The sequence below is a fragment of the Pseudarthrobacter sp. RHLT1-30-1 genome (assembly GCF_059383415.1).
The window spans coordinates 51,983-77,192 of sequence record NZ_JBWZCG010000009.1; the positions used below are offsets into that span (position 1 = coordinate 51,983).

22 protein-coding genes, 1 tRNA gene and 1 pseudogene are annotated in these 25,210 nt (G+C 62.8%); 15 read left to right on the top strand and 9 right to left on the bottom strand.

Annotated elements, in window-relative coordinates; genetic code table 11:
• The first annotated feature begins 4 nt into the window (after positions 1-4).
• From lgt to pyk, 4 genes are all read left to right on the top strand, one after another.
• Positions 5-1,225: a prolipoprotein diacylglyceryl transferase gene (lgt, locus tag AC50YM_RS08690; protein WP_494956558.1), complete on the top strand. Its 1,221-nt coding sequence runs from the start codon at positions 5-7 to the stop codon at positions 1,223-1,225.
• Between the two features lie 262 nt (positions 1,226-1,487).
• A complete protein-coding gene (gltB, locus tag AC50YM_RS08695) occupies positions 1,488-6,098 on the top strand; it encodes a glutamate synthase large subunit (RefSeq protein ID WP_494956559.1) in 4,611 nt (1,536 codons plus the stop codon).
• Positions 6,091-7,548, top strand: coding sequence for a glutamate synthase subunit beta (locus AC50YM_RS08700; protein ID WP_494956560.1), 1,458 nt, complete (start codon positions 6,091-6,093; stop codon positions 7,546-7,548). The genes gltB and AC50YM_RS08700 overlap by 8 nt, the downstream gene beginning before the upstream one ends.
• An 83-nt stretch (positions 7,549-7,631) precedes the next feature.
• Positions 7,632-9,128 (top strand): pyruvate kinase, encoded by a 1,497-nt coding sequence (gene pyk / locus AC50YM_RS08705; RefSeq protein ID WP_494956561.1) that lies wholly within the window; start codon positions 7,632-7,634, stop codon positions 9,126-9,128.
• Positions 9,129-9,250: 122 nt separating this feature from the next.
• On the opposite strand, the gene AC50YM_RS08710 is transcribed toward pyk, so the two are convergent.
• On the bottom strand, positions 9,251-9,856 hold the full coding sequence (locus tag AC50YM_RS08710; protein WP_494894039.1) for an ANTAR domain-containing response regulator: 606 nt from the start codon (positions 9,854-9,856) through the stop codon (positions 9,251-9,253).
• 209 nt (positions 9,857-10,065) lie between these two features.
• Here AC50YM_RS08710 and AC50YM_RS08715 point away from each other — a divergent pair.
• Positions 10,066-10,146 (top strand) — tRNA-Leu (locus AC50YM_RS08715).
• A gap of 469 nt (positions 10,147-10,615) precedes the next feature.
• Here the strand turns inward: AC50YM_RS08715 and AC50YM_RS08720 are convergent.
• A complete protein-coding gene (locus AC50YM_RS08720; protein ID WP_494956562.1) occupies positions 10,616-11,047 on the bottom strand; it encodes a hypothetical protein in 432 nt (143 codons plus the stop codon).
• A gap of 67 nt (positions 11,048-11,114) precedes the next feature.
• On the opposite strand from AC50YM_RS08720, the gene AC50YM_RS08725 reads away from it, so the two are divergent.
• Positions 11,115-12,071, top strand: coding sequence for an abortive infection family protein (locus AC50YM_RS08725; protein ID WP_494956563.1), 957 nt, complete (start codon positions 11,115-11,117; stop codon positions 12,069-12,071).
• Between the two features lie 275 nt (positions 12,072-12,346).
• On the opposite strand, the gene AC50YM_RS08730 is transcribed toward AC50YM_RS08725, so the two are convergent.
• Both AC50YM_RS08730 and AC50YM_RS08735 read right to left on the bottom strand, forming a co-directional pair.
• Positions 12,347-12,850, bottom strand: coding sequence for a Pycsar system effector family protein (locus AC50YM_RS08730; RefSeq protein ID WP_494956564.1), 504 nt, complete (start codon positions 12,848-12,850; stop codon positions 12,347-12,349).
• The gene (locus AC50YM_RS08735; protein ID WP_494956565.1) at positions 12,847-13,572 is read right to left on the bottom strand and encodes an adenylate/guanylate cyclase domain-containing protein; all 726 of its coding nucleotides are present in this window, start codon (positions 13,570-13,572) and stop codon (positions 12,847-12,849) included. The genes AC50YM_RS08730 and AC50YM_RS08735 overlap by 4 nt, the downstream gene beginning before the upstream one ends.
• Positions 13,573-13,823: 251 nt before the next feature.
• Between AC50YM_RS08735 and AC50YM_RS08740 the strand changes: the two genes are divergently transcribed.
• Complete coding sequence (locus AC50YM_RS08740) at positions 13,824-14,213, top strand: hypothetical protein (RefSeq protein WP_494956566.1); 390 nt, start codon at positions 13,824-13,826, stop codon at positions 14,211-14,213.
• 207 nt (positions 14,214-14,420) lie between these two features.
• Here the strand turns inward: AC50YM_RS08740 and AC50YM_RS08745 are convergent, their stop codons facing one another.
• Both AC50YM_RS08745 and AC50YM_RS08750 read right to left on the bottom strand, forming a co-directional pair.
• On the bottom strand, positions 14,421-14,756 hold the full coding sequence (locus AC50YM_RS08745; protein ID WP_494956567.1) for a hypothetical protein: 336 nt from the start codon (positions 14,754-14,756) through the stop codon (positions 14,421-14,423).
• Positions 14,757-14,997: 241 nt separating this feature from the next.
• A complete protein-coding gene (locus AC50YM_RS08750; protein WP_494956568.1) occupies positions 14,998-16,554 on the bottom strand; it encodes an IS1182 family transposase in 1,557 nt (518 codons plus the stop codon).
• Between the two features lie 264 nt (positions 16,555-16,818).
• On the opposite strand from AC50YM_RS08750, the gene AC50YM_RS08755 reads away from it, so the two are divergent.
• The 3 genes from AC50YM_RS08755 (at position 16,819) to AC50YM_RS08765 (ending at position 19,690) form a co-directional block, all read left to right on the top strand.
• A complete protein-coding gene (locus tag AC50YM_RS08755) occupies positions 16,819-17,790 on the top strand; it encodes a phospholipase D-like domain-containing protein (RefSeq protein ID WP_494956569.1) in 972 nt (323 codons plus the stop codon).
• A gap of 269 nt (positions 17,791-18,059) precedes the next feature.
• Positions 18,060-18,959 (top strand): HipA domain-containing protein, encoded by a 900-nt coding sequence (locus AC50YM_RS08760; RefSeq protein ID WP_494956570.1) that lies wholly within the window; start codon positions 18,060-18,062, stop codon positions 18,957-18,959.
• Positions 18,944-19,690, top strand: coding sequence for an HIRAN domain-containing protein (locus AC50YM_RS08765; RefSeq protein WP_494956571.1), 747 nt, complete (start codon positions 18,944-18,946; stop codon positions 19,688-19,690). The genes AC50YM_RS08760 and AC50YM_RS08765 overlap by 16 nt, the downstream gene beginning before the upstream one ends.
• Before the next feature lie 324 nt (positions 19,691-20,014).
• Here AC50YM_RS08765 and AC50YM_RS08770 read toward each other — a convergent pair whose 3' ends face one another.
• Entirely contained in the window at positions 20,015-20,887 is an 873-nt protein-coding gene (locus AC50YM_RS08770; RefSeq protein ID WP_494956572.1) for a hypothetical protein, read from the bottom strand.
• A 1,338-nt stretch (positions 20,888-22,225) separates the two neighbouring features.
• Here AC50YM_RS08770 and AC50YM_RS08775 point away from each other — a divergent pair.
• The 4 genes from AC50YM_RS08775 to AC50YM_RS08790 all read left to right on the top strand — a co-directional run bounded on the left by AC50YM_RS08775 (position 22,226) and on the right by AC50YM_RS08790 (position 23,983).
• Positions 22,226-22,579, top strand: a complete 354-nt coding sequence (locus tag AC50YM_RS08775; protein WP_494956573.1) for a dihydrofolate reductase — start codon at positions 22,226-22,228, stop codon at positions 22,577-22,579.
• Positions 22,576-22,782 (top strand): hypothetical protein, encoded by a 207-nt coding sequence (locus tag AC50YM_RS08780; RefSeq protein ID WP_494956574.1) that lies wholly within the window; start codon positions 22,576-22,578, stop codon positions 22,780-22,782. The genes AC50YM_RS08775 and AC50YM_RS08780 overlap by 4 nt, the downstream gene beginning before the upstream one ends.
• Positions 22,783-22,931: 149 nt before the next feature.
• Positions 22,932-23,462: a hypothetical protein gene (locus AC50YM_RS08785; RefSeq protein ID WP_494956575.1), complete on the top strand. Its 531-nt coding sequence runs from the start codon at positions 22,932-22,934 to the stop codon at positions 23,460-23,462.
• Between the two features lie 2 nt (positions 23,463-23,464).
• The gene (locus AC50YM_RS08790; protein WP_494956576.1) at positions 23,465-23,983 is read left to right on the top strand and encodes a hypothetical protein; all 519 of its coding nucleotides are present in this window, start codon (positions 23,465-23,467) and stop codon (positions 23,981-23,983) included.
• Between the two features lie 16 nt (positions 23,984-23,999).
• Here AC50YM_RS08790 and AC50YM_RS08795 read toward each other — a convergent pair whose 3' ends face one another.
• Positions 24,000-24,374: a hypothetical protein gene (locus tag AC50YM_RS08795; protein WP_494956577.1), complete on the bottom strand. Its 375-nt coding sequence runs from the start codon at positions 24,372-24,374 to the stop codon at positions 24,000-24,002.
• Between the two features lie 227 nt (positions 24,375-24,601).
• Between AC50YM_RS08795 and AC50YM_RS08800 the strand changes: the two are divergent.
• Positions 24,602-24,940, top strand: a pseudogene (locus AC50YM_RS08800) (phosphotransferase family protein); the annotation flags it as partial.
• Between the two features lie 56 nt (positions 24,941-24,996).
• Here AC50YM_RS08800 and AC50YM_RS08805 read toward each other — a convergent pair.
• Entirely contained in the window at positions 24,997-25,125 is a 129-nt protein-coding gene (locus AC50YM_RS08805; RefSeq protein ID WP_494956578.1) for a hypothetical protein, read from the bottom strand.
• Positions 25,126-25,210 lie beyond the last annotated feature (85 nt).

Sequence of the window (25,210 nt, forward strand, 5' to 3'; positions counted from 1 at the left end):
AGCGATGCAGTCAGTCCTCCACGCGGCAGCGATGCTGCCTGCCAGCATTCCGAGCCCGGACTGGTCCGGTTTCGACATCCCGCTGCCGTGGGGGTCGCTGCGCATCCATGCCTACGCCCTGTGCATCCTGCTCGGCATCATCGTTGGTCTGTGGCTCACCTCGGTCCGCTGGAGACGGCGCGGCGCCCCGGAGGGCAGCGTCTGGGACATCGCCATCTGGGCCATCCCCTTCGGCATCATCGGCGGCCGGCTCTACCACGTCGTCTCCTCGCCGGACGCGTATTTCGGCCCCGGCTTCGACGGCACCGGCGACCTGTCCCTGATCCCGCAGCTCCAGCGCGGCGGACTGGGGATCTGGGGTGCCGTGCTGCTCGGCGCCGTGGGAGCGTGGATCGGCTGCCGCAAGGCGGGGGTCAAGCTCAGCGCATTCCTCGACGCTGCCGCACCCGGCCTGCTGCTGGCCCAGGCCATCGGCCGCTGGGGCAACTATTTCAACCAGGAGCTCTTCGGCGGCCCCACCACCCTGCCGTGGGGTCTGCAGATCGACGCCGACAACCCCAACTTCCCGCCCGGGATGGCCGCGGAGACGCTTTTCCACCCGACGTTCCTCTACGAATCCCTGTGGAACCTCGCCGGCGTCGGAATACTGCTGCTGCTGGACCGCAAGTTCAATTTCCGCCGCGGCCGGCTGTTCTGCCTCTACGCGGTCTATTACACCCTGGGCAGGGTCTGGATCGAAGCGATGCGGATCGACGACGCGGAGCAGATCAGCCTCTTCGGAATCACGACGCGGCTCAACGTCTGGACCAGCATCTTCGTGCTGCTGGGCGCGCTGGCGGCGTTCATCATCCTCGGCCTGCGCAAACGCGCGGAGCCCGACACGGTCTACCTGCCCGGCCGCGAGCCTGCGGAATCAGGGCCTGCGGTCACCGGGCCGGCCGAAACACGTCACGCGGAAACAAAGCCGGACGCGGGAACTGAGCAGGCCGAAACAGGACCGGCCGCGGGCGCTGACCGTGTCCGCCATTCGGATTCTTCTGTCTCAGATAGTGAGTCGCGTGATAATATCCCTGATATCCAAAGCGGCCCAGGCCGCGTTTCCGCCCCAGCGGAGACGTCCAGGGAATCCACCGGCGGCACCAAGACCGTCACCGGAGAGCCGGAGACCGGTGTAACCGGCCACCAGGGATCTGGAACCGCGCCGGAAGCTGAGGGCACCAAGTAGCTCAGCCCCGGTAGATAGGGCCGCGGAGTCACCCTCGCAGAGCCCGTGTCCACAGTGTCGTGGCAGCAGGGAAAGCCGCGCACAGCAGACAGTTGGTGCTCGCGCAATTCCTGGCCGGCAGCCGCGTAACTGTTAGTACAGCGAGCGGCGCTGACCTACAATTCGAATAAGAAAAAACTTTGTTGTGCCCATCACACCGGCGCACCGATGCGGGCCAATGTTGTCCCTCCCATACGCACGATCAGGAGGAAGGACGTCTCCCATGACCCAAACCCTGCACAGCCCCAGTTGGTCCGAGCCTCAGCAGCCCGCCATGTCACCTTTTAAGCGTTTCGCAGCGCTTCCCGAAGCGGCCGGGCTCTACAACCCGGAGCAGGAGAAAGACGCCTGCGGCCTCGCCATCATCGCCACGCTGCGGGGGGAGCCAGGTTACGACATCGTTGACGCCGCCCTGACAGCCCTGCGGAACCTCGAACACCGCGGCGCCGTGGGCGCCGACGAGGGCACCGGAGACGGCGCCGGCCTGCTGATGCAGGTTCCGGACGAATTCTTCCGCGCCGTCGCCGAGTTTGAACTTCCCGATCCCGGCCAGTTTGTGGTGGGAACGGCGTTCCTGCCGGCCGAGCAGCGCGAGTCCGACGCCGCCAAGGCCGGCATCGAGGGCCTCGCAGCCGACGAGGGCCTGACGGTCCTCGGCTGGCGCGAAGTGCCGATCGTGGCCGACCTGGTCGGCGCGATGGCCCGGGCATGCATGCCCTACTTCTCCCAGCCGTTCTTTGCCTCCAGCACCGGGGAAGTGCTGGAGCGCAACGAACTCGACTCCCGGGCCTGGCGCATCCGGAAGCGGGCGCAGAACAAGTTCGGCGTCTACTTCCCGTCGCTGTCCTCCCGGACCATCGTCTACAAGGGCATGCTGACGACCGCCCAGCTGGAGCCGTTCTACCCGGACCTCTCGGACAAGCGGTTCAAGACCAAGCTGGCGATCGTGCACTCACGGTTCTCCACCAACACCTTCCCGTCCTGGCCGCTGGCCCAGCCGTTCCGGACCATCGCCCACAACGGCGAAATCAACACGGTCAAGGGAAACCGCAACTGGATGCGCGCCCGCCAGTCACAGCTGGCCAACCCGCTGCTCGGGGATTCCCCCGAGGAGCTGTACCCGATCTGCACGCCGGGCGCCTCCGACTCGGCCTCCTTCGACGAGGTCGCGGAACTGCTCTGGCTCTCCGGCCGGCCGATCACCCACTCGATCATGATGATGATCCCCGAGGCCTGGGAAAACCACGCCACCATGGATCCGGCCCGCCGCGCCTTCTACGAATACCACTCCATGCTGATGGAACCGTGGGACGGCCCCGCCGCCGTTTCCTTCACCGACGGCAACCTCGTCGGCGCCACCCTGGACCGGAACGGGCTGCGCCCCGGCCGGTACTGGATCACCGAGGACGGCCTGGTCATCTTCGCCTCCGAAGTGGGCGTGATCGACGTCGAACCGTCCAAGGTGGTCAAAAAGGGCCGCGTCTCACCCGGCAAGATGTTCCTCGTGGACACCGACGCCGGCCGGATCATCAGCGATTCCGAGGTCAAGGCCGAGGTGGCCGCCGCCAACCCGTGGGCCGCCTGGGTCACGGAAAACCTGATCTACCTGAAGGACCTGCCCGAGCGCGAGCACGTGGTGCACACCGCGGCGTCGGTCAACATCCGCCAGCGCACCTTCGGCTACACCACCGAGGAACTGAAGATCCTGCTCGGCCCGATGTCCCGGACCGGCGCCGAGCCGCTCGGGGCCATGGGATCGGACACCCCGGTGGCGGTGCTGTCCAAGCGTCCCCGGCTGCTGTTCGACTACTTCGTGCAGTCCTTCGCCCAGGTCACCAACCCGCCGCTGGACGCCATCCGCGAAGAGCTCGTTACGTCGCTGACCTGCGCAATCGGGCCCAACGGCAATCTGCTGGACACCAAGCAGGTCCGCCAGCCGCAGGTTGCGCTGCCGTTCCCGGTGATCAACAACGACCAGCTCGCCAAGATCGCCAACATCGAGAACGCCGACGGCGACCGGGTCGCCATGAAGGTCCGCGGCCTCTACCGCCCCGAAGGCGGCGAAAACGCGCTCCGCGCCCGGCTGACCGAAATCTGCGAGCAGGTCTCCGGTGCCATCAACCGCGGTGTGCAGTACGTTGTGCTCTCGGACCGTGACTCGAACGCCCAATGGGCGCCGATCCCGTCCCTGCTGCTGGTCAGCGCCGTGCACCACCACCTGCTGCGCAGCGCCAACCGCACCAAAACAGCGCTCGTGGTCGAGGCCGGCGACGTCCGCGAGACGCACCACGTGGCCGTGCTGATCGGCTACGGCGCCTCCGCCGTGAACCCGTACCTGGCGATGGAATCGGTGGAGCAGCTGATCTCCACCGGCGACGTCGTCGGCGTCACCGCGCAGGACGGTGTCTACAACCTGATCAAGGGCCTCGGCAAGGGCGTCCTGAAGATCATGTCCAAGATGGGCATCTCCACCGTGGCCTCCTACACCGGAGCCCAGACCTTCGAAGCCCTCGGCCTCGGCCAGGACCTGGTCGACGAGTACTTCTCCGGCACGCACTCCCAGCTCGGCGGCGTCGGCCTCGACGTCATCGCGGCGGAGGTCGCGGCACGCCACCGGATGGCGTACCCGGAAAACGGCATCGAACAGCCCCACCAGGCGCTCCTGGGCGGCGGCGAGTACCAGTGGCGCCGCGACGGTGAGCCCCACCTGTTCAACCCGGAGACCGTGTTCCGGCTGCAGCACGCCACGCGTGAGCGCCGCTACGACATCTTCAAGGCCTACACCCGGGGTGTCGACGACCAGTCCGAGAACCTGATGACCCTGCGCGGGCTGCTGAAGTTCAAGGACGGGCTCCGGCCCGCGGTCCCGCTCGAGGAAGTGGAGTCCGTCTCCAGCATCGTCAAGCGGTTCTCCACCGGTGCGATGAGCTACGGCTCCATCTCCCAGGAAGCCCACGAGACCCTCGCGATCGCCATGAACCGGCTGGGCGGCAAGTCAAACACCGGTGAGGGCGGCGAGGACGTCGACCGGCTGCTCGACCCGACCCGCCGCTCAGCGGTCAAGCAGATCGCCTCCGGCCGCTTCGGCGTGACCAGCCTCTACCTGACCAACGCCGAGGACATCCAGATCAAGATGGCGCAGGGTGCCAAGCCCGGCGAAGGCGGCCAGCTGATGGCCCAAAAGGTCTACCCCTGGGTGGCCCGGACCCGGCACTCGACCCCCGGCGTCGGACTCATCTCCCCGCCCCCGCACCACGACATCTACTCGATCGAGGACCTCGCCCAGCTGATCTACGACGCGAAGCGGGCCAACCCCTCGGCCCGGGTGCACGTCAAGCTCGTCTCCGAGGTCGGGATCGGCACGGTGGCCGCCGGCGTCACGAAGGCCAAGGCCGACGTCGTCCTCGTTTCCGGGCACGACGGCGGCACCGGCGCCTCGCCGCTCAACTCGCTCAAGCACGCCGGCGTGCCCTGGGAACTCGGTCTCGCCGAAACCCAGCAGACGCTCATGCTCAACGGCCTGCGCGACCGCGTGGTGGTGCAGGTGGACGGCCAGCTCAAGACCGGCCGCGACGTCGTGATCGCCGCGCTGCTCGGCGGCGAGGAGTTCGGATTCGCCACCGCGCCGCTGGTGGTTTCCGGCTGCATCATGATGCGCGTCTGCCACCTGGACACCTGCCCGGTGGGCGTCGCGACGCAGAACCCCGAGCTGCGCTCCCGTTTCAGCGGCAAGCCGGAATTCGTGGTCAACTTCTTCGAGTTCCTCGCCGAGGAGGTCCGGGAGATCCTGGCCGAACTTGGCTTCCGGAGCATCGAGGAAGCGATCGGCCACGCCGAAATGCTCGACACCCGTGAGGCGATCAACCACTGGAAGGCCGAAGGGCTGGACCTGGACCCGATCCTGCACGGTCTGGAGTTCGACGACGACGCACCGCTGCGCAACCTCACCGGCCAGAACCATGAGCTGGACAAGCACTTCGACCAGCGCCTGATCGCGATGGCCGCCGAATCCCTGACTGACCGCACCCCGGTCAAGATCGCCGTCAACGTGATCAACACGGACCGCTCGGTCGGAACCATGCTGGGCCACGTGGTCACCAAGACCTTCAGCACGGACGTGCTGGCCACCGACACCATCGACATCACGCTGACCGGCACCGCCGGCCAGTCACTCGGTGCGTTCCTGCCGGCCGGCATCACCCTGCGGCTGTTTGGTGACTCGAACGACTACGTCGGCAAGGGGCTTTCCGGCGGGCGGATCATCGTCCGGCCGGACCGCACCAACGTGTTCAAGGCGGAAAGCAACGTGATCGCCGGAAACGTGATCGGCTACGGCGCCACCAGCGGTGAGATGTTCCTGCGCGGCCAGGTCGGCGAACGCTTCCTGGTCCGCAACTCCGGTGCCACCGCGGTGGTCGAGGGGATCGGCGACCACGGCTGCGAGTACATGACCGGCGGTCAGACGCTGATCATCGGGCGCACCGGCCGCAACTTCGGTGCCGGCATGTCCGGCGGCACGGCCTATGTGCTGGACCTGAAGACCGAACGCGTCAACAAGCAGGCCCTCGAATCCGGTGAGCTGCAGCTGCGGGAACTGGACGCCGAGGACCGCGACATTGTCCATGGACTGCTCCTGAAGCACGCCGAGGAGACCGAGTCGCTGCTGGCGGCACGGCTGCTGGAGAACTTCGACGACACCGCAGCCCGCATAACCAAGGTGCTGCCGCGCGATTACGCGGCCGTCCTGCAAACCCGCCTTGACGCCATCGAAGAGGGTCTTGACCCCGACGGCGAAGAAGTTTGGGCTCGAATCCTGGAGGTTACCGGTGGCTGATCCACGCGGATTTCTTAAAGTACGTCAGCGCGAAACCCAGCCCCGCCGTCCCGTTCCGGTCCGCATCATGGACTGGAAGGAAGTCTACGAAGCCCAGGAAAAGGGTGTCCTGAAGGCCCAGGCCGGCCGCTGCATGGACTGCGGTGTGCCGTTCTGCCACCAGGGCTGCCCGCTGGGCAACCTCATTCCGGAGTGGAACGACCTCATCTGGCGGGACAAGGGCGAGGAAGCGATGGAGCGGCTGCACGCCACCAACAACTTCCCCGAATTCACCGGGCGGCTCTGCCCCGCGCCCTGCGAGGCGTCCTGCGTGCTCGGCATCAACCAGCCCGCCGTGACCATCAAGCAGGTTGAGGTCTCCATCGTGGACCAGGCCTTCGAAAACGGCTGGGTCAACCCGCTGCCGCCGGCCCGGCTCAGCGGCAAGACCGTCGCCGTCGTCGGATCCGGACCCGCCGGGCTCGCCGTCGCGCAGCAGCTGACCCGGGTGGGGCACACCGTCGCCGTGTATGAACGCGACGACAAGATCGGCGGCCTGCTGCGCTACGGGATCCCCGATTTCAAGATGGAAAAGGAGCACGTCGACCGCCGGCTCGAGCAGATGAAGGCCGAAGGCACCCGCTTCCGGACCGGCGTCGCCGTCGGCACCGACGTGACCTGGGAGCAGCTGCGCCGCCGTTACGACGCCGTCGTGGTCGCCACCGGTGCCACCGTCCCGCGTGACCTGCCGATCCCGGGCCGCGAGCTCGAGGGTGTGCACTTCGCGATGGATTACCTTGTCCCGGCCAACCGGATCGTGGCGGGGGAGACGGTCGAAAACCAGATCAACGCCGCCGGTAAGCACGTTGTCATCCTCGGCGGCGGCGACACCGGCGCGGACTGCCTCGGCACCGCGCACCGGCACCAGGCCGCATCCGTCACCACCCTGGCCATCGGCAAGCAGCCGCCGGCCGAACGTGCCAGCCACCAGCCGTGGCCGACGTTCCCCACCCTCTTCGAAGTGGCCAGCGCCCACGAGGAAGGCGGCGAACGCACCTACCTCGCCTCCACCGTGGAGTTCGTCGGGGAGAACGGCAAACTGACCGGCGTGAAGGTGGCCGAAACCGAATTCGTCGACGGCAGGCGCCTCCCGAAGGCCGGCACCGAGCGGATCATCCCGGCGGACCTCGTCTTCCTGTCGCTGGGCTTCACAGGCCCGGAACCGGCAGGAATCACCGAACAGGTCAGTGCCGAGTTCGACGGCCGCGGCAACGTGGCCCGCGACGGGTACTACATGACCAACACGGAGGGCATCTTCGTCGCCGGGGACGCCGGCCGCGGCCAGTCGCTGATCGTCTGGGCCATTGCCGAGGGGCGAGCCTGCGCCGCCGCGGTGGACAAGTTCCTGATGGGCAGCACCATCCTTCCGGCCCCCGTGGCCCCGACCGACCGGGCGATGGCTGTTCTGTAGGCCGTCAGATCCGGGTCTTCAGGTCATCAGGGGTTCACATCCGCTTCAGCTTCATCCATGCAACAGACCACTAGGGTAGGTATATGAGACGCGCTAAAATCGTGGCCACGTTCGGACCGGCAATCGCAAGCTTTGAGAACACTCTCGCGGTGCTGGAGGCCGGCGTCGACGTGGCCCGCATGAACATGAGCCATGGCGATTACGCCGTGCACGACACGACCTATGAAAACGTCCGCAAGGCAGCCGGGCAGCTCGGCAAGGCCGTCGCCATCATGGCCGACCTGCAGGGCCCGAAGATCCGCCTCGGCCGGTTCGTGGACGGACCGCACCTGCTCGCCGTCGGTGACACGTTCACGATCACCACCGAGGACGTCCCGGGCACCAAGGACATCTGTTCCACGACGCTCAAGACCCTCACCGAGGACGTCAACCCCGGCGATGCCCTGCTGATCGACGACGGCAAGGTCGCCCTCCGCGCGATCGACGTCGACGACGTCAAGGTCGTCGCCCAGGTGATCGTCGGCGGGTATGTCTCGAACAACAAGGGCATCAACCTGCCCGGCGTTGCCGTCAACGTCCCGGCCTTGAGCGAAAAGGACGAGGACGATCTGCGCTGGGCCATGCGCCGCGGCGTGGACATGGTGGCACTCTCCTTCGTCCGCGACGCTTCGGACATCAAGCGCGTGCACGAGATCATGGACGAGGAAGGCCGCCGCGTGCCGGTGATCGCCAAGATCGAGAAGCCGCAGGCTGTCGAGCAGCTGCACGAGATCATTGACGCGTTCGACGCCATCATGGTGGCCCGTGGCGACCTCGGCGTGGAACTTCCGCTCGAGGAAGTGCCGATCGTGCAGAAGCGCGCCATCGAACTGGCGCGTCGCTGGGCCAAGCCGGTCATCGTGGCAACCCAGGTGCTGGAATCCATGATCGACAACCCGCGCCCCACCCGCGCCGAGGCCTCCGACTGCGCCAACGCCGTGCTCGACGGCGCCGACGCGGTGATGCTCTCCGGCGAGACCAGCGTGGGCAAGTTCCCGATCGAGACGGTGAAGACGATGGCCCGGATCATCGAATCCACCGAGGTCCACGGACTGGAGCGCGTCCCCCCGCTGGGCACCAAGCCCAAGACCCGCGGTGGCGCCATCACCCGTGCCGCCGTCGAAATCGCCGACCAGCTGGATGCCAAGTACATCTGCGCGTTCACCCAGTCGGGTGACTCCGCGCGGCGCCTGTCGCGGTTGCGTCCGACCCGGCCGGTCTTCGCCTTCACCCCGGTGGAGCACGTCTGGAACCAGCTGGCGCTGACCTGGGGCATCCAGCCGGTACTGGTCCCCATGGTGAACCACACGGACGCCATGACGGCACAGGTTGACCGCAGCCTGCTGAGCATGGACCTCGTCGAGGACGGCGACATGGTGGTCATTGCCGCCGGTTCGCCTCCCGGAAAGGCCGGCTCGACCAACATGCTCAAGGTCCACAAGGTCGGCGACCTGGCCGACGCCGGCCTCGGCGAAGCCGAGGTCACCAAGGACAAGCTCGGCCCCTGGCCGGAAAAGAAGAAGCGGAACGGGAAAGCCTAGTTCCGTAGATTCAGAGGAAAAGGGAGGGTCCCCGCCACGCGGTTAGCGCGGCGGGGACCCTCCCTTTTTAGTTGCTGGGTGCCCGGGTCTTAGGGGCCGGGAACTTTCTGTTGCCGGGCCGGTCAGTTGACCTGGTTGATGATGGTCTCGGCGACTTCACGCATGCTCAGGCGGCGGTCCATCGAGGTCTTCTGGATCCAGCGGAAGGCTTCCGGCTCGGTCAGACCCATTTTCGTGGTCAGCAGGCTCTTGGCCCGTTCCACGAGCTTGCGGGTGGCGAACTGCTCCTGCAGGTCCGTCACTTCGCTTTCGAGGGCCTTGATTTCCTCGTGGCGGGAGAGCGCGATCTCCAGGGCGGGAATCAGGTCCGCCGGGGTGAAGGGCTTGACCACGTAGGCCATGGCGCCGGCGTCGCGGGCGCGTTCGACGAGTTCCTTCTGGCTGAACGCCGTCAGCAGGACCACGGGGGCGATCCGGGCCTTGACGATCTTCTCGGCGGCCGTGATGCCATCCATGATGGGCATCTTGACGTCCATCAGGACGAGGTCCGGCTTGAGTTCTTCGGCGAGCTGCACGGCCTTCTCGCCATTGTCAGCCTCGCCGACGACGTCGTAGCCTTCACCGCGCAGGATCTCGATGATGTCGAGCCGGATGAGGGTCTCGTCCTCGGCGACGACCACGCGGCGCGCCGGCTTGGTCGTGGGGTTTGACTCCGTCTGTTCTGACACGGGAACTCCTTGGAAAGGTACGGCGGGAACTAGACCATCTTAGGTTGTTACCGCTGGTGTACTGGGACCGATTGTTGGGTTCGATGCGGCGTCACTGGCGCGATTCTGGAATTCAGCCTATCTGGAGGTAGAGTAATTCCGCGCACTGGAAGCGATCGCGTTGCCCGCAGCACTGTTGCGGGGGCGATTGTGACACCGGTGTACTCCGCGCCCGAGTGGCGGAATGGCAGACGCGCCGCACTCAAAATGCGGTATCGAAAGGTGTGTGGGTTCGAGTCCCACCTCGGGCACGTGTTTTCCCTGTTCAGGGGCTTTTTGATGTTTTTTCGTGTGCACATTGTGCACACTCTCGCCTCTGATCTGATGTTCCGGGTGTGTGGGGTCCCGGGTAGACCTATTTGGTTGTGTGGGGGAGCGGCTGACTACGGCGGACCGCGTACCGCCCTGTTGGGTCCCTTCTGGGTGTTCATCCTCGTTCGTCCTTCCGTTGGGTTTTCGCGTTCACCACTTCATGGTGGCTAGGGCCGCCTACAACATGACTTGCTGATTATTCTTTGGATCGAGCCAGGGTTGCGGCCGGTCCGGAATTTCCGCTCTGATACCTGTTCATGGAGGAACGCGGGGGAACGGCATGACATGGCCACTGATCTGGAGCAGACCACGAGCTCGCTGAGCCTGGCCAGTCGGTAGGCGGGGCCGGCTGCTTCGAGGGCGAGTTGCAGGAGCTGCTGGGCTTTGCTGCCATGGCCTTACCACCAGTTAACCGGCCGCCGCAGCCATCATTTTCGCCGTCGTCGCCGCATCCGGATTTTGGGTATCCGGCTTCGCTGTCTTCGCTGTTTCGCGGTTGGAGCCGGCCTCCGGATCCAAAGCCAGCACCCCCGACGATCTCGGCCTCCGCCGTGATAACGCATGCTGGGCGAGCAGCGCGGCGACGATCCAGACCGGATCTTGACCGATCGCCTGTGTGATCGCGTCGGTCGTTCGTGGATACTCGGGCGTATCAGATGAGGAGTCCGTGGGGACCGGCTTGCGGGACGCATGGCATGCTATCCAAGGGACGCCCGTGGGAGACATTCGTTGCACGCGAATCGTGGTGGGACTGATCGATGAGGAAGAGAGCGAGTGCAGACCAAGATGAATGGATGGCTGCTGCGCGCCGCGGCATTCATCGCCGAAGTCGCCCGACAACTGTCATTGAAGGCGCCCAGGATACCTCTGGGCTCTACCCGATTGTCGCCGGCAGGAGGAATAGCTCGTGACCATTGATGACGACTGGCTGCGTGAGGATCGCATCAAACGGATGCGCTCGCTCGTCCGCTCGGGAGTAAAACACCTCATCTTCCTCCATGAGGCTGTACCGTTCTACCTCAGACAAGGGCAGGCTTCCGAGGAGCGAGTCGGAGAGCTAATGGGAGGACGGCAGGGCCAGTCATTTCGTGCACGCTTAGGCCCAGAGTCGCTACGCGACCACGAGATCGCCGTGGGGATGTTCATCGACAATCGACAGAACCGCGCCTTCGATAAAATCTACAAGTGGATTTCTGACGTCAACGCGGCGGCTCTGCGAACCTTCACTGATGAGCGTTTCAGGAACTATCAAGTTCTCGGTGACCCACCGCAGCTAACAACAAACCGCGGCGAAACCGGTGCAGCTGAGAGAGGGCTAATCGAACTCATCGCCGACATCCGAGGGCGGGTTCTCGAACTTACAGGGGCCCTTAGCGATCTTGGAGAACATGAAGATGTTGCGCCGGCGATACGCGATGCGTCAGGCGGTTGGCCCCATCTGCGCGGGCTAGTTGCAGACTCGATCATCGACGGTCACCTACGGCAAATGCGTGCGCGCCGGACACGAACGGAGATCTCAAGCGCAGTCGGCGCTTCCAAGGAAATCGTTGAGGCGACCTTCAAGGCACTCTCGGCGAAACATAACGAAGCGCCGTCGAAGGCTGCCCCCGATCTGAGCGACTGGTGGAGAGTTCTGCGTCCCCTACTAGCTGACCAAGATATCGACAAAGCCCTTGGGTCGACGGACGGAGCGCTCATCAAACTCGTGAGTAGTCAGGTGGCATTGGTGCAGAATCTGGGCGAACTTCGGAACAAGGTAGGGTCAGGCCACGGCAAAGCAGAGCACCCCGCGGGTTTGGGATCATCGCATGCACTTCTCGCCGTGGACACTGCCCACACGCTGACGCGCTTCCTCGCTCACTGACATGCAGCACGCGCTCCCGGCCATGGCGAAGACGCTCAGTGTGCCTGAGATGTATGCGCTCCAAACGCACAGTCGCATCCCGAAAGACCCGGCAAAAGCTATCGAGATGCTGGCTTGTTGTTGCCTGCGGCGCAGTGTCTCCGTCGAGTCAGGTGGAGCATTAGCTTTGCTCCTTGGGGCGTCCAAATCGAAAGCACTGCCAGGGCCGCACCAGCTAAACTGGGCAGCGCGCTCAGCAGGATTCCGAAACCTAGGTAATTGACGTTCTATTGCCGTTAAAACCTCTGAATCAGTCCGCAGGCGACTAGCAGTGCGCCGCCTACACCTCCAAGTGTCATCGACAGCTGTACCCACCTGTGCTTCTGCCAGGCAATGTCGGCCATCACGACAATCTGCCTAGTGATCACGGGGAGGATGTCGCGTTCCCTTAGTGCCTTGGCTAGATCGTCACTTTCCCAATACTGAGCATGCCCGAAGTAGATGAAGTTATCATCTGCCATTTTTTTGACGGCGTCAGCTTTGAGGCGGGGTCTGACGACGACAAGAGCGAAGAAAGCGCCAGCTAGCAGGGATAGGATGCCGAGCCAGAAAAAGGCCCCATTAAGCCAACCATTGAGATTTGAAAAGAGCCGTCCATTGGCGGACAGCGCCACAGTGGTCGCTATGATGGCCGATTCGATGGTGAAGGCGAATGAGGCTTTGGCGTCCACTTTGCCCGTCCATTCAGCTTGGGCTGCATGGATCTTCCAGGCATTGTCAATGGCATCGTTATCGTTCACGAAATCTTCCAGTGATAAGAAGACGAGTAATACGAGTAACTTCCCCCACCCATGGGTTGGCTGTGCGGGCCTGTCCACATATTCAACTTGTCAGATCCGATGAGCGCTCGTTCTTCAAGTTCGCTATACGTTCCGGCGCCTATGAACGTCTTGTGATTGCTTGTCCGGATGTCGCTGAGCTTGGCGGCCAAGTTGGGGCCGACTCCGATGGACACAAGATCGCTGTTGTTCCTGATACCAGACCTAACCATCAGTGTCGGGCTTGTCGCGATTCCAGAAGCATGAGCCAGGTGCCAGCCAGCCGCCTTTATGTCCGCAAAACTGCTCTGAATCATAGGGTCAAGAAGAAACGTCACCGCATGGTGGATCTGTAGCGCGGCAACAGCAGCCCGGGTCTCTTTACCCGCTCCACTGAAGACACCCATCACCCGATCGCCGTCGAAACTTCGTATGTGGCCATCATGGAATCTGATTATCCGTACACACGACTTGAGGAAGCCGGAGACCACGCTGGCCACGACTTCTTGGTCTGTCGTCGCCGCGACAAGCCCAGAGGAATTGACCATATCTGCGTAGAGAAACGTGGCACTGATCAACTTGCCGTCCGAGAACCCCATGTCATCGGGATCAGGAACGTCTTTTCGGGCCCCACTCCATAGCGTTGTCGACCATGTCTTCATTAGTTCGTCTACTGCCTGATCGACGTCTGCCTTGAGCGTCATGACCCATGCCCCAATCCTTGATCTAGTTGAGCTTGAAGCCTACTAACAGGCTCCGACAAGTTTCCGACTCGGCGGCCGTTGTCAGTCACCCCCAATACACTGATGACATGCCGCCCAAAATTCGAGCCTCATTTCGACCCCACTCCCGGTGGAAGTTTCAGAGACCGTCAGGTAGCGGCGACGATGACGCTGGAAATATCGACCAGTTGAAGTTGGTTCACGCGGAAGTTGACCGACAGCGAGCAGCCGTCATGCAGCGCACCAGCAACATGTACACACGAGCTGCCATCTTGATTACTGCGTCCGGAGTTTTCAGTACAGTTCAAGCAAATAACTGGGTAACAGGTTGGCAGTTCATCAGCATTAGCTTTTCCGTGGCAGCTGCAGTCATCGGCCTGTTGGCCATGCGCCCATCGAAGGGCGTTGAGGCTGATGCCACGCTCTCTTTCCAGGAGCGTCTTGATGCTGATCCTTTCAGCACTGAATACAGCATCGTCAGGGACAGCATGGCGGGTCTGACAGACGACATGAAGCGAATAGAGCGGGCAGCCAAGTTGATTCTCGTAGGCTATGGGATACTTGCGTTGGCGTGGATGGCGATGCCAATCACAGTGGGACTTATGCACGCGAAACTTATCTAGGAAGTAGAAACCGTGGGGAATAGCGACAAATCGGGAAGCCAGCCTCGGGTTCAGATCCCGTCGACAACGGTGATCATTCAAAAGGGTGGCGGCACGTTCAGCGAGAGCCGGAACACTCCAACGAAGCCGACGGCACCGCAGCCGCTGGCTCCGAAAAGGAAGTAAGCGCAGCAAAGCCCCTGTCATCGAGCCAAGGGCTTTGCTCTTTTAATTGTCAGCCATTTGTGCATAATAGGGGCAGACACGAATGAGGTTTCCGTGCAACGATGATCCGACGGCGATGTGGTCCATGACGGGTGATTCTGTGTCATGGACGATAGCGCTACGAGTGTCCGCCAGGAACCAATACCAGTGGCCAAAAGAGCAGTATATTTCGGTGGCTTTGTTGAATTCGCGAGGAAAGCTCGGGCCCGACTCCTGCCGCAAAAACTCATCGGCACCGATTGTCCCCACCAGTGGGCGGTAGATACCTTCGAGAGCCGCGTGAAGGACGGAACCGATGGAAAACGAACGGATCTCTCGCGCCGCGCTGTCGTGGCTCATGGAACCCCAGGGCGTAGCCGGGCTCGCGCTCACGCGGGCCACCGGCGCTAGGAGTGTGCTGAACTAAGTGGTTTTGAGGGGTTGGTGCGGGGCGTGTGAGCGCTTTGCCTGGCCCTTCAGGCATGTGCGGGTGGTCCGTGCGGCTTTCGTTCGGCGGTCGGTTATCGGTCCGGGCGGACACAGGGCCGCGATTGGGGTGGCTCTGGCCGTTCCGGGGCCCTGCGGGTGGCCCTGCCGGCCTTCACACGGTGGCCCAGGATCCGTTTTGGGTGGTGAGTCCGAGTTTCAGGAGTCGTTTGAGGTTCACCGCGGCGATGCGCAGCTGCCACCAGGCGTGGTTCTTCGTGGTCCCGCGGTAGCGCAGGCGCCGGTTGTCTCTCACGAGCCAGGCGATGGAGCGTTCGACCATGGGCCGGTGGCGGGTGTAGTCGGCTTGGAATCGCTCGTCCCGGGCTGCGGCGCGGTGTTCGCGCATCAGCGCGTGCTCCGGATGCAGCTCGATCGTCCGGCCCCGGGTTGCGGTCGTGCAGCGGGACCGCAGCGGGCAGCCCGTGCAGCCGGCACCGAACGTGGCCCGGCCCTTCGCGGTGATCGTGCGCACCAACCCGTTGGGGCAGGTCAGCGTCCCGGCTTGTCCATCAAAAGCGAAGTCATCGATCGTGAAGCCGTCCTCGATGGCCCTGGCCAGGGGCTTGGGCTTGATCAACGCGGTATGACCGGCCGTGGCGAGGGTCCTGAGCAGTTCCCCGGTCCCGTATGCGGAGTCCGCCAGCACCTGGACATCTGTGGTGATCGTCGGGTCCTGGCCCAGCAGCACGGCGCCGGCTTCCGCGTCGGTGGCGCCCTCGCCGGCGGCCTTTGTGATCGCCGCGGCGGTGACCAGGCCGGTGTCCGGTTCGATCACGATGTGGGCCTTGTATCCGTCCCGGCGCTCTGCCCGGGTCTTGTGTGCATGCCGGGACTCGGTGTCCACGGTGGAGATCACCCGGTCCGGGGCGACCCTGCGGGCGATCCGCCACCGACCGTCCGTGCCGTCGGAGCCGTCCGCGGGCTCGACGTCCTGCCCGGCGACCAGCGCCAGCAGCGCGTAGGCGTCGGCCGCCTTGGCGTCCAGGGTGTCGGGATCGACCGCGGCCAGCAGCGCCAGGGCGTCGGTCACGAGCGCGGAGACCAGCGCTTCTTTGGCGTCGGCATCGTCCCAGGCGATGTCGGGTTTGCCGGTGCGCGTGTAGTCATACCCGGTGGCGTGGGCGGCGAGCAGCTCCTTGCCGCCGGGGACATCGCGGCCGAACCGGCGGATCGCGGCGATCAGCTGCGTGATGGTGTCTTGCCGGGCCACGGCGTCATCGAGGACCGTCGAATCCAAGGCCCGCCGGCGACGGCCATTCAGCACGCCGGTGGAGGCGATGACGTCGGCGATGGCCGTCATGATCCGGTGCGGATCCGGGCTCGCGGCGAGCCGTTTACGCCAATACGTCAACGTGGTCGGGTGGAACGCGGTCTCGTTCAGCCCGTACCCGCAGGCTGCCTTCCACCGGAGGTCAAACGTCAACGCCTCCGCGGTTTCCCGGTCCGAAAGCCCCCGCAACGCCTGGAGCACCAGGACCGAGCCGATCACCGGAGCCGGCACCGACGGGCGCCCCCGCCCGGAGGGGAACAGATCCTCCATCATCGAATCCGGGAACAACCGCCCCCGGTGTTCGGCCAGGAACGCGAAAACGCTGCCCGGGACCAACAACTCCCCGGCCAGCGCCTCCACATCCAAATACCCGCGTTGCCCATCCTCACGACCCTGCATGACACCAGTCTTAAATCACCGGCCCCCAAAATCCAGCAGGCACGCCAGCATCCCCCAAATTATTCAGCGCACTCCTAGGGCGCCCTGCAAATCGCCTCGGGCCAAGCTGCTGCCGGTCCGGCGCTGGAACAGGAATCACCGGCCTCCTGGCTGACAGCAGCGCGGGAACCAGCGCCCCGTCATACAAGGGCCTTTGCAGTGCATACAGGAAGATCTTCGTGGCGCTCACGGGCGCTGAATGAGACTCACAGTAGGGTCAACGTCGTGATGAATGAAGGTTTGATCCACACGAGGGCTGCTGATTGGCTGTATGAAGCCATCGGGGACGTCGACGGTGACGTGTTCTTGGCCAGCCCGTTTCTTTCGTTTGACGTCTGTAACCGGCTGGCGCGAACCGCCGGCCCGTCTGATTCCAGCTGGCAGCTTTTCACGTGCCTTGATCCGAGCGCAGTTGCCAACGGCTACCTGTCAATCGAAGGTTTAAGGGAACTCAAACAAAGCGGCGTCACCATTAGCCATGTTGAACGGCTGCATGCCAAGACGTTCATTGTTGGAAGTCGTGGCTTCCTTGGATCGGCGAACTTGACCGGTGCCGGTCTGGGCAGCTCCAAGGCTGCCAACGTGGAGCTGGGTGTTGATCTGGGGGCAGCTCAAGTTGAAGCTGTCAGGAAAGCCATGGGCAAGTGGGTTAGCCGCGACGTTACAGAGCAGGATCTCGAGAAGCTGCTCAGTCAGGCGCAGCATCTGACCAGGGCAGACACGTCCGCTTCCGATGACTTGGATAGTGAGTCTGCTCTGGTTCTTGTGGAGCAGCTCCTGCTGGATGCGCGCGACAAGAATCGAACACTGTGGCTGAAGTCCGAGTACGGTGAGCCGGCGCTGGACCAGTGGCGCAGTGATTGGTTCTTCGGCAGCCCCGCGAAGGGCCGACCAAGCATCAAGACCGGAGATTTGGTTGTTATTTGCGCGCAGACCCGTGACTGCTACGCCGTCTTAGAAGTGACCTCCGAACCGGAGCTCCTGCCTGATGATTACCGTGAGGAAAGGGGTGGCGAAGCCGATCGGTGGCCATGGGTCAGCCGCACGATGCCGCGCTTTGTGCCGGATGAATTGCTGGAGCTCAAGGCCCATGAACTCGTCCGTAGCACCGGCGGTCTCCAGAACGGCCACATCAGGTTGAGGTTCGACCAGTTCACAAACGCGGTTCGCTCCCTTGCCAGGCTTGTCACTGACTAAGTCCGGCGTCTCAGCGGCTGATGCGTAGGTCCGAGGTCACAGATGGTCGCTTCATCCACGTGAAACGGGAATCTTGCGGTTAGGCGAGGCGACGAGTGCATCCTTCTTTGCTGAGCTGCGATCAGGCTCCACGGTACAGACAGCAAGGGCTTTGACGTTAGGCTGTAGTGTGCGCGTGTGCTATGCCAAGTTGTCGGGCTTAGCGGCCAGTCCCTCCGCCGGGCTTCGTATTTGGATCTGCAGTCAACACCTCATGAAGGAGAAGTTTGGTGGGCCACTCAGACCCTCGGTTTGAAGTTGTGGACCTCACGGCTTGGCTGTTGGACAGGGATGAGCCAGCTGGTGAGAATGAAAAGACTTGGTTCAGGGACCCTTTCGCACCTGATCACCGCTGGATCTACAAACCCAATCGACAACATCGAAGTGAGTTTGAGGACAGGTCAGAGCTTGTGGCAAGCATACTTGCCCAGCAATTCGGGATACCAGCTGCCGTCGTTCGACTAGCGACACTTAGGAGCTCCCAAGGGTGTCTTTCTCGGAATGTTGTTGTCGATGAAAAAAACGAACTCGAGCACGCATCACTGTACTTGTCAGAGTTCGTTGAGAACTTCGACCCGCGAGCAAAGGACTCAAAGGGCCATAGCCAGCAGTGGATCAGGACGATCTTGGAGCAGCTTGAGCCACCTATTGCAGGTCCGGTGAAGGGGCTGGCCGCTGTCGATTGGTTCGCTGGCTATCTGATTTTCGACGCACTTATAGGGAACACGGACCGCCACAGCGAAAACTGGGCAATAGAAATCACGCCCAGGGGAACAATGCATCTGGCGCCGTCCTATGATCACGCCACGTCTCTCGGCGTCACCACGCGAGGACCACGTCTGGAGAAGGTCCTCGCTTCGGAAGAGCTGTTGAGGCAGTTTGCGACCAGAGCCACGAGTCATCGGTTCGAGGGGGAGTCGAAGACGTCTTTGGTTGATTTCGCGGTTCAATTTCTAGCCGGCTGCAGTACCGAAGCGCAGCGACACTGGGCCGCGACCGTGCTTGAGTTCGACGTTGACACGGCGACTCGGATCATCGAGCAAAGTAGAATGTCAGTGCAGGCAACTAGGCTGGCCGCTAAGATCGTCAGTATCAACAAAGAAAGATTGGTCTCATGTCTCGGCTGCTGAATCGGCCATCGACGCCGGCTACCCTTCCTCAGACGAATTCGCTCCTCGTATCCTGGCAGAATCCTGAAACGCGCGCCTATGTCTTGCTTGGGCGTGCTGAGGAGCACAATGGGACGTACACCTTTCGGTACTTTCCGGGGGTAGAGAATAACCCCCATTTCCGAGCAATTCCCGGTTTCCGTGATGTCTCGCGCACGTATGAATCTACTGTTCTCTTCCCATTCTTTTCTGGGAGGTTGATGAGCCATAAGCGTCCCGATCGTGATGAGTGGCTCAAGAAGCTCAGGCTCCCTGCCGATGCTGCGCCATTTGAAATACTGGCTCGCTCTTTTGGAAGGCGTGTCGCAGACACGTACGAGATGTTCGCTGAGCCAGAGATCGATTCGGCTGAAGAGTCATTGCGCTTCTTGGTGCCCGTTCACGGCCTCAAGTACCAACAAGACGAGTCTCGTGAACTTGTTGACTCTGGGCGTCTGAAGCCAGGCGGACGCCTTCGTGTCGTGGCGGAGATGGAGAACATTGCCGACCCACGAGCGCGGGCAATCTACACTGAGACAGGCGAACGGATCGGATATATTCCAGCGCCCGTATTGGACTACGTGGACCTGCTGGATCAGCCTGGGTTGTTCGAAGCGACCGTTGCCGCTGTAAACCCTGCATCAGACGGCTTGCACCTCCGAGTTCTCATGTGGCTCAAGTGGAAGACGTTGCGGGCACATCTCCTTACGTGAGACTTACCTGCCTGGGCTAGCTTCTTGCCGTCTATTGCCACTGCTAACTTCTTACGTAGTGATTCGATGTTGTTGCCTAATGGTTGCCGGTCGCGATATCGGAAGAGCGGCTCCGTGGCGACGAGGCACCGATCACCTTCGAAGCGGGACCGGCGCATGCAGTTCGTCGATGTGCATCTGCCTGTTTCTGCTTTCACGACTATTCATGGCACTGCTCCAGGGCAGCTGCATGACGGGCATTATGCGTGGGATTCGAGTGGTGCTCTTCACAAGCGGGCGCAGTCCCTAGTGCACGTCTTCTGTCATTGCGGCCGCGCTATGTCGCTAACGCTTCGGGCGGAAGGCCATTTTTTTAATATCGGTAATGTTGATTGAAAGCTTTTTAGCCCCTTGCTTCGTTGCTCCCTCAACAATTACATGCGAATCCATGAGCTCATGAGCCTTGGTTATACCCAGCGCCGTGAAAAGCTCGCCTTTCATGTCATGCTCAAGGCGTATTGTTATTAGACTGCCTCGATTATCGCAATTGATCCATAGGGTTTCCTTGCCTTTTTCTTCCCAGCCTTCATGAGCGCTGCTGATCTGCCCCCAGTATGCTCGCGTGACTCCATCCGCGCTCGTGTCCGGCGTGATGTCCGCAATCCTGCGGAAGTAGTCAACGGCACGTACAGCCGTACCTCTGGCTGGCACGTCCAGCCAAAGGTTGGCGGGCGGGTAGTCTGCGCCGTTTCTCAGGTTGCTAAGGAGGCGGCTCAGTCCCGTTGTCTCGTGAGCTTGGGGGGCGTTGTTTGGGGACACCGCGTGCGCAGCCCCCGCACCTTGGTTGTTAGTGCCGACTGCGGGCGCACTCCCCGCGGGCGCGCCGGCGATCGGGTTAAGGGGCCGGGGTGCCTCATAGCGAATTTCCTTGTTTCCGCCGACGTTCAACTGCTGCGCGGCTGGATCAGCCGGGGCATCATTCTTCAGCCCGCCAGTAGGGTCATTGTAGAAGTCGCATTCTTCTTCGTGGGGGGCTCCGAAATGCGGAATCCGGCCGCTGGAGCTGTGGTTTACAAATCGTGCTTTTTGCTCGCAGCTTCGACATAGGAAGGTTGGACGGCGGTCTTTCAGCCAATGGTCTGGTTCTTGCTTTGCCTCTTTGCTGAGCATGGCTGCGTCCCATGCTCTATCGTCCTTGGTGCAGTAGGCTGTATCCATTCTATTTTTCCTCCCCATCTCTGATATCCCGCTTATCCTACCGTCAATGCAAACGCTCTCTTGAGGCCGCTGGATAGCGGTAAATTTTAGAGTGGACCAGGTTCTAGTGGAAACTTCGGCCGCGGGTGTCGCGCTCCGCTTTGAGCATCACGGGAGTACTTGGGGTGTAGCTGCTAGCCGGTGCGCTGGTACGAAAGAATCGACTGGTGGCACGGGTTCAAGCGCTACCCCTGCGAGAATGCATCGAGGGTTGTTCTTGGAGTGTGGGCGTATAGGACAAGCTTCGGCTTCAACTTCTGCGGCGTCTGAATCAGTGCAGCGCGGGCAGGGGCGAGGGGTTCCTTGTTGGTCTGGGCGCTGTATTTGTGCAAGGTGCCGTCCCTGGCGGTCAGCGAACAGGCTGGATCAGAAGCGATCAACGTATGAGTCACTTGCTCGGTTAGGGCGGGCAGGGAACCGTGGCGCGCCAGCCCTGGGCCGCCAAACACGCTGCTGCACCTTCGGGAAGGGTTCCGGTCATGCAGGTTTCTATTCCTTCGCCCATGAGGTGTCCGAAGGAGGCGTAACGCCATGACGCTCGTTGATTCCCAGCCTGATATGTGCCCCTACGTCGGGTGCTCGGTAGTGGCCGGGCGCCAGGCCCCGGCCAAGACGCCGAGGCCTGGTGGCACAGCGCGGGACGAAGGTGCAGCAGGCCGTTCCATCGAGTCCGAAGGGCCTCGGCCACTCGCCGGAGGCTGCATGCAGGTCGTCAAAAGAGAGGGTGTGCACAATGTGCACACCTTGGGCTTCGGATTCGGTTGTACTGGTGCCGGACTGGGCCGGATTCCGTATGTTTCGGCGGGAGTCCAGTGTTTGCAAGGGCTGGAACCCGGTTCGAGTCCCACCTCGGGCACGTGTTTTCCCTGTTCAGGGGCTTTTTTGTGTTTCTTCGTGTGGACAGTGTCCAAACTCTCCAGCCTCTGATCTGATGTTCCGGGCGTGTGGGGTCCCGGATAGACCTATTCGGTTGTATGGGGGAGCGGCCAGCTACGGTGGACCGCGTACCGCCCTGTGGGGGCTTTGTTGGGAGTTCATCTTTGTTCGTTCTTCCGTTGGGTTTTCGCGTTCACCACTTCATGGTGGCTAGGGCCGCGTGCAACATGACTTGCCGAATATTCTTTCGATCGGCCTCGTGCTGGGGCCGGTCCGGAATTTCGTGGACCAGAACGCGCCAAGGACGAAACAACAGATTGAAATCTTCAGCGGGCTCGGCCACGACGCAGTGGCCCGCGCATTCCGGCAGACGCGACCGAGCCGGACAACCCGTACCGGCTCAACGAGAAATTCAACGATTCCGTGACGAGCCGCGACCCGCGCATCGCCATGATCTGGGGCCAGGCCTCCAACGGTGTCATCGGCACCGGCGGGACCATGCCCTGGCACCTGCCTGAAGACTTCCGGCACTTCCGCAGCCGCACAGCCGGGCAGCCCGTCATCATGGGCCGCCGCACCTGGGATTCCCTCCCGGAGAACGCCCGGCCGCTGCCGGGGCGCCCCAACATCGTCATCACCAGCCTGCCCGGCTGGGCAGCTGACGGCAGTGCGCGGGCCTCAAGCCTGTTCCACGCCCTGGAGCTGGGGGCGGGCGCCGCGGGCCCGGGAGACCGGATGTGGGTCATCGGCGGGGGCGCGTCTACAGCGAGGCCATGAACGCTGCCGGCACGGCGGTCATCACAGTCATCGATAAGGTCGTCGTCGGTGACACCTACGCCCCAACCCTCGGGCCTGAATGGGTCATGGACGACGTGGACCCGGACCAAGATTGGCATGTCGGGGCCGACGGCAGCCGCTACCCGCCAGGCGCAGTCGGGCCGGCCACAATGCCGGGCTGGCGCCACGAAGTGCGCGGATGAAAGGGGAGGGACGGCGGGAGTCCCGGGTGCTCAAGCTCCATTATGTGTGCGGAGCCGGCGTAACCCTCCCCGCCGCTAACGGCACAATCCGCGGCTGTCACCATAGACTTCTGAAAACGCCCCTCACGCGAAGGAATCGACCAGCAAGCATGGACAACTATGCAGAGTTCCTGCACCGGCTCGATGCCGCCGCCAAAAACCTGAAAGAGCGTCACGACGCGCTCGGCCGCGCACGGGCAGTCGTCGCCGCGGTGCTGGAAGACAACGATTACGGCTACCGGCAGTGGACGCTGCGCCTGGACCAGGTGGAAAAGCTCCTCGCCGGCAAAGCAACAACGGGCAGAGCCGGACTCCAGGAACTGCACACCGTCGCCACCAACATGCAATCGATGTTTCGGACGCGGAGCGAGCGCGTCGAAGCGCGCCTTGCCAGAGTGGACGTGCGGATCGGCGAACTCGACGGTCCGCTCCACGATCTCAACCTCAACAAAGTCAGGCTTACCACGTCCCGGAGAGTGGCGGAGGAGCGCGAGAAGCTCGGCAGCGCTATGCAGGATCTGGCCGGGACTGCGGAAGGCGCCGACTCCGCAGGGACCGATGTCGGGCTGAGCAACGATCTGAAGAGAGCCCGCGAGGCCGTTGTCCTTGCCGAGGCGCTCCTGGAACTGAAGGAGAGCTAGGAATGCCGACAAAGACCACAGAGCGCTACGTCGCCGGGTTCAGTCCCAAAGAATGGACGGGGAAACCCCTCAAAGACTCGGCATCGATGTTCATCGGCGCCGGGTTCGTGACTTTCCTCCTGTGCTTGTTTTTCATGATCTTCATCCCGCTGCTGCGCGACATTGCAGTAGTCATCATTATCTGCAACCTCGTGGCCATCATCGTGATGTGCTCCACCATTGCCTCCAACGTGAAACGAGACAAGAGATGCCTGCAGCGCATGACGGATCAGGTCAACGCCTTCATCGTTGAGACGACCGGCGACCCGAAGGCCCAGATCAATCTGGGCAGGATGCAGACCATGGTCGAGAACAAACGGCACGTGGTGCAGCTGAGCATCAACGGGGTGCCCGGCATCGAGGTCAGGGTCCTGACAAAGCCCGATCAGACGACGCACATCAGCGCTCTGCTGACGTCGCCGGACTACGGGCTTGAAAGCTTTGACGTGCTGCTGGCCGACGAAAGCAAACGAAAACCCTAACGGGGCGGGGGCGGCCTCAGTACAGCCGGATGTTCGACTCCCGGTAGCCGCGGGAGGCGAAGCTGCCCGAATTCGAAGCTGCGGTCGTCCTTCCCCGGCCGGCGGCGGCGGTGGCCTTGGCCATCCGGTTCTGGAGCTTGCGCTTGGGCGTCCCACAGCTCCTGCTGGAGCTTGTGCAGCTCGTTTCGGGTGACCCGGTTGCCTTTCGAGTCGGTGTACTCCTCGCAGAGGGTGGGCTCCTGGGCGGCGCCGATCGGTCCGTAGGCGGTGTGACGTATTCGCCCCGGTCGGTCTCTTCGTTGCTGATCTCGTTGTCGCCGTGGAAGACACCGCCGGTGCCGCGGGTCCACTTCACGGTTTTGATCCGGTTGAACAGAGCCTCGCCGGCCACCGAACTGCGCGCCTTGTCGATGACGTTGCGGTACTGCCCGGTCTCCCAGTTGACGGTGTTGCTGCCTTGTCGAAGGTCACGGACCCTTCACCGGCTGAGAACTCGGTCGTCCGGTTGGTCGGGAACGGCAGGTCGGCTTTGAGCACCCGGGTCGGCTTAGCGTCGCGGGGGAGGGAGAGCCGCAAGTCAACGTCCTCGATGATCTCTTCGGCGTCAACTGGTCCTGGCCGTGGTCGAAGCCGGCCGCAGCCCCGGCACCGCCCGTCGTTCATGGTGACGTGCACGCCGACAACGTCATCAACACCGGCAACCGGGCGGTCCTGATCGACTTCGACACCTCCTGCTGGGCCCCGTCTCTCTGGGACCTGACCCACGTGCTGCACCGGGCCGGAACAAGCGGCAACACCGGGTACACGGCGGCCGGTCTCGTGTCCCTGTTTCCGTTCACGGACACTGAAATCGCCGCGGCCCTGGAACTGCGGAAGGTCGCAGCGATGATCGCCCGGGAGCACCGGAATTGCGCCGCGCTGGAGGCAACACCGCCCCGCGCTGGGGCCGCGGCTTAGGCTGAAGGCATGACGCCGAACCCTTCACCGACGCCGGCCCCAGTCGAAGTCTTCGTTCAATCCGGCCCGGCCGAGTGGTGGCAGAATTGCTGTGTGTGGGCGCCCGTCAGATCCGAGATGATGATCGAAACCTCATCCGACTGGGTGTACGCGAACTGCGCCCCGTCCATGGCTGTAGTCGTCATGAATCCATGTATGCGGATTGCCCGGCAGCTCTGCCCGGGTCATGCTTTCCGGGCGGCGGTCCCATCGTCTATCCTCAAGGAAGCC

Coding starts and splice junctions, on each gene's coding strand:
- AC50YM_RS08790 (WP_494956576.1), top strand. CDS start 23,465: ATGCCGACAAAGACCACAGAGCGCTACGTCGCCGGGTTCAGTCCCAAA.
- lgt (WP_494956558.1), top strand. CDS start 5: ATGCAGTCAGTCCTCCACGCGGCAGCGATGCTGCCTGCCAGCATTCCG.
- AC50YM_RS08750 (WP_494956568.1), bottom strand. CDS start 16,554: ATGCAGGGTCGTGAGGATGGGCAACGCGGGTATTTGGATGTGGAGGCG.
- pyk (WP_494956561.1), top strand. CDS start 7,632: ATGAGACGCGCTAAAATCGTGGCCACGTTCGGACCGGCAATCGCAAGC.
- AC50YM_RS08740 (WP_494956566.1), top strand. CDS start 13,824: ATGCAGCGCACCAGCAACATGTACACACGAGCTGCCATCTTGATTACT.
- AC50YM_RS08770 (WP_494956572.1), bottom strand. CDS start 20,887: ATGGATACAGCCTACTGCACCAAGGACGATAGAGCATGGGACGCAGCC.
- AC50YM_RS08785 (WP_494956575.1), top strand. CDS start 22,932: ATGGACAACTATGCAGAGTTCCTGCACCGGCTCGATGCCGCCGCCAAA.
- AC50YM_RS08780 (WP_494956574.1), top strand. CDS start 22,576: ATGAACGCTGCCGGCACGGCGGTCATCACAGTCATCGATAAGGTCGTC.
- AC50YM_RS08765 (WP_494956571.1), top strand. CDS start 18,944: ATGTCTCGGCTGCTGAATCGGCCATCGACGCCGGCTACCCTTCCTCAG.
- gltB (WP_494956559.1), top strand. CDS start 1,488: ATGACCCAAACCCTGCACAGCCCCAGTTGGTCCGAGCCTCAGCAGCCC.
- AC50YM_RS08745 (WP_494956567.1), bottom strand. CDS start 14,756: ATGAGCCACGACAGCGCGGCGCGAGAGATCCGTTCGTTTTCCATCGGT.
- AC50YM_RS08805 (WP_494956578.1), bottom strand. CDS start 25,125: ATGACGACTACAGCCATGGACGGGGCGCAGTTCGCGTACACCCAGTCG.
- AC50YM_RS08735 (WP_494956565.1), bottom strand. CDS start 13,572: ATGACGCTCAAGGCAGACGTCGATCAGGCAGTAGACGAACTAATGAAG.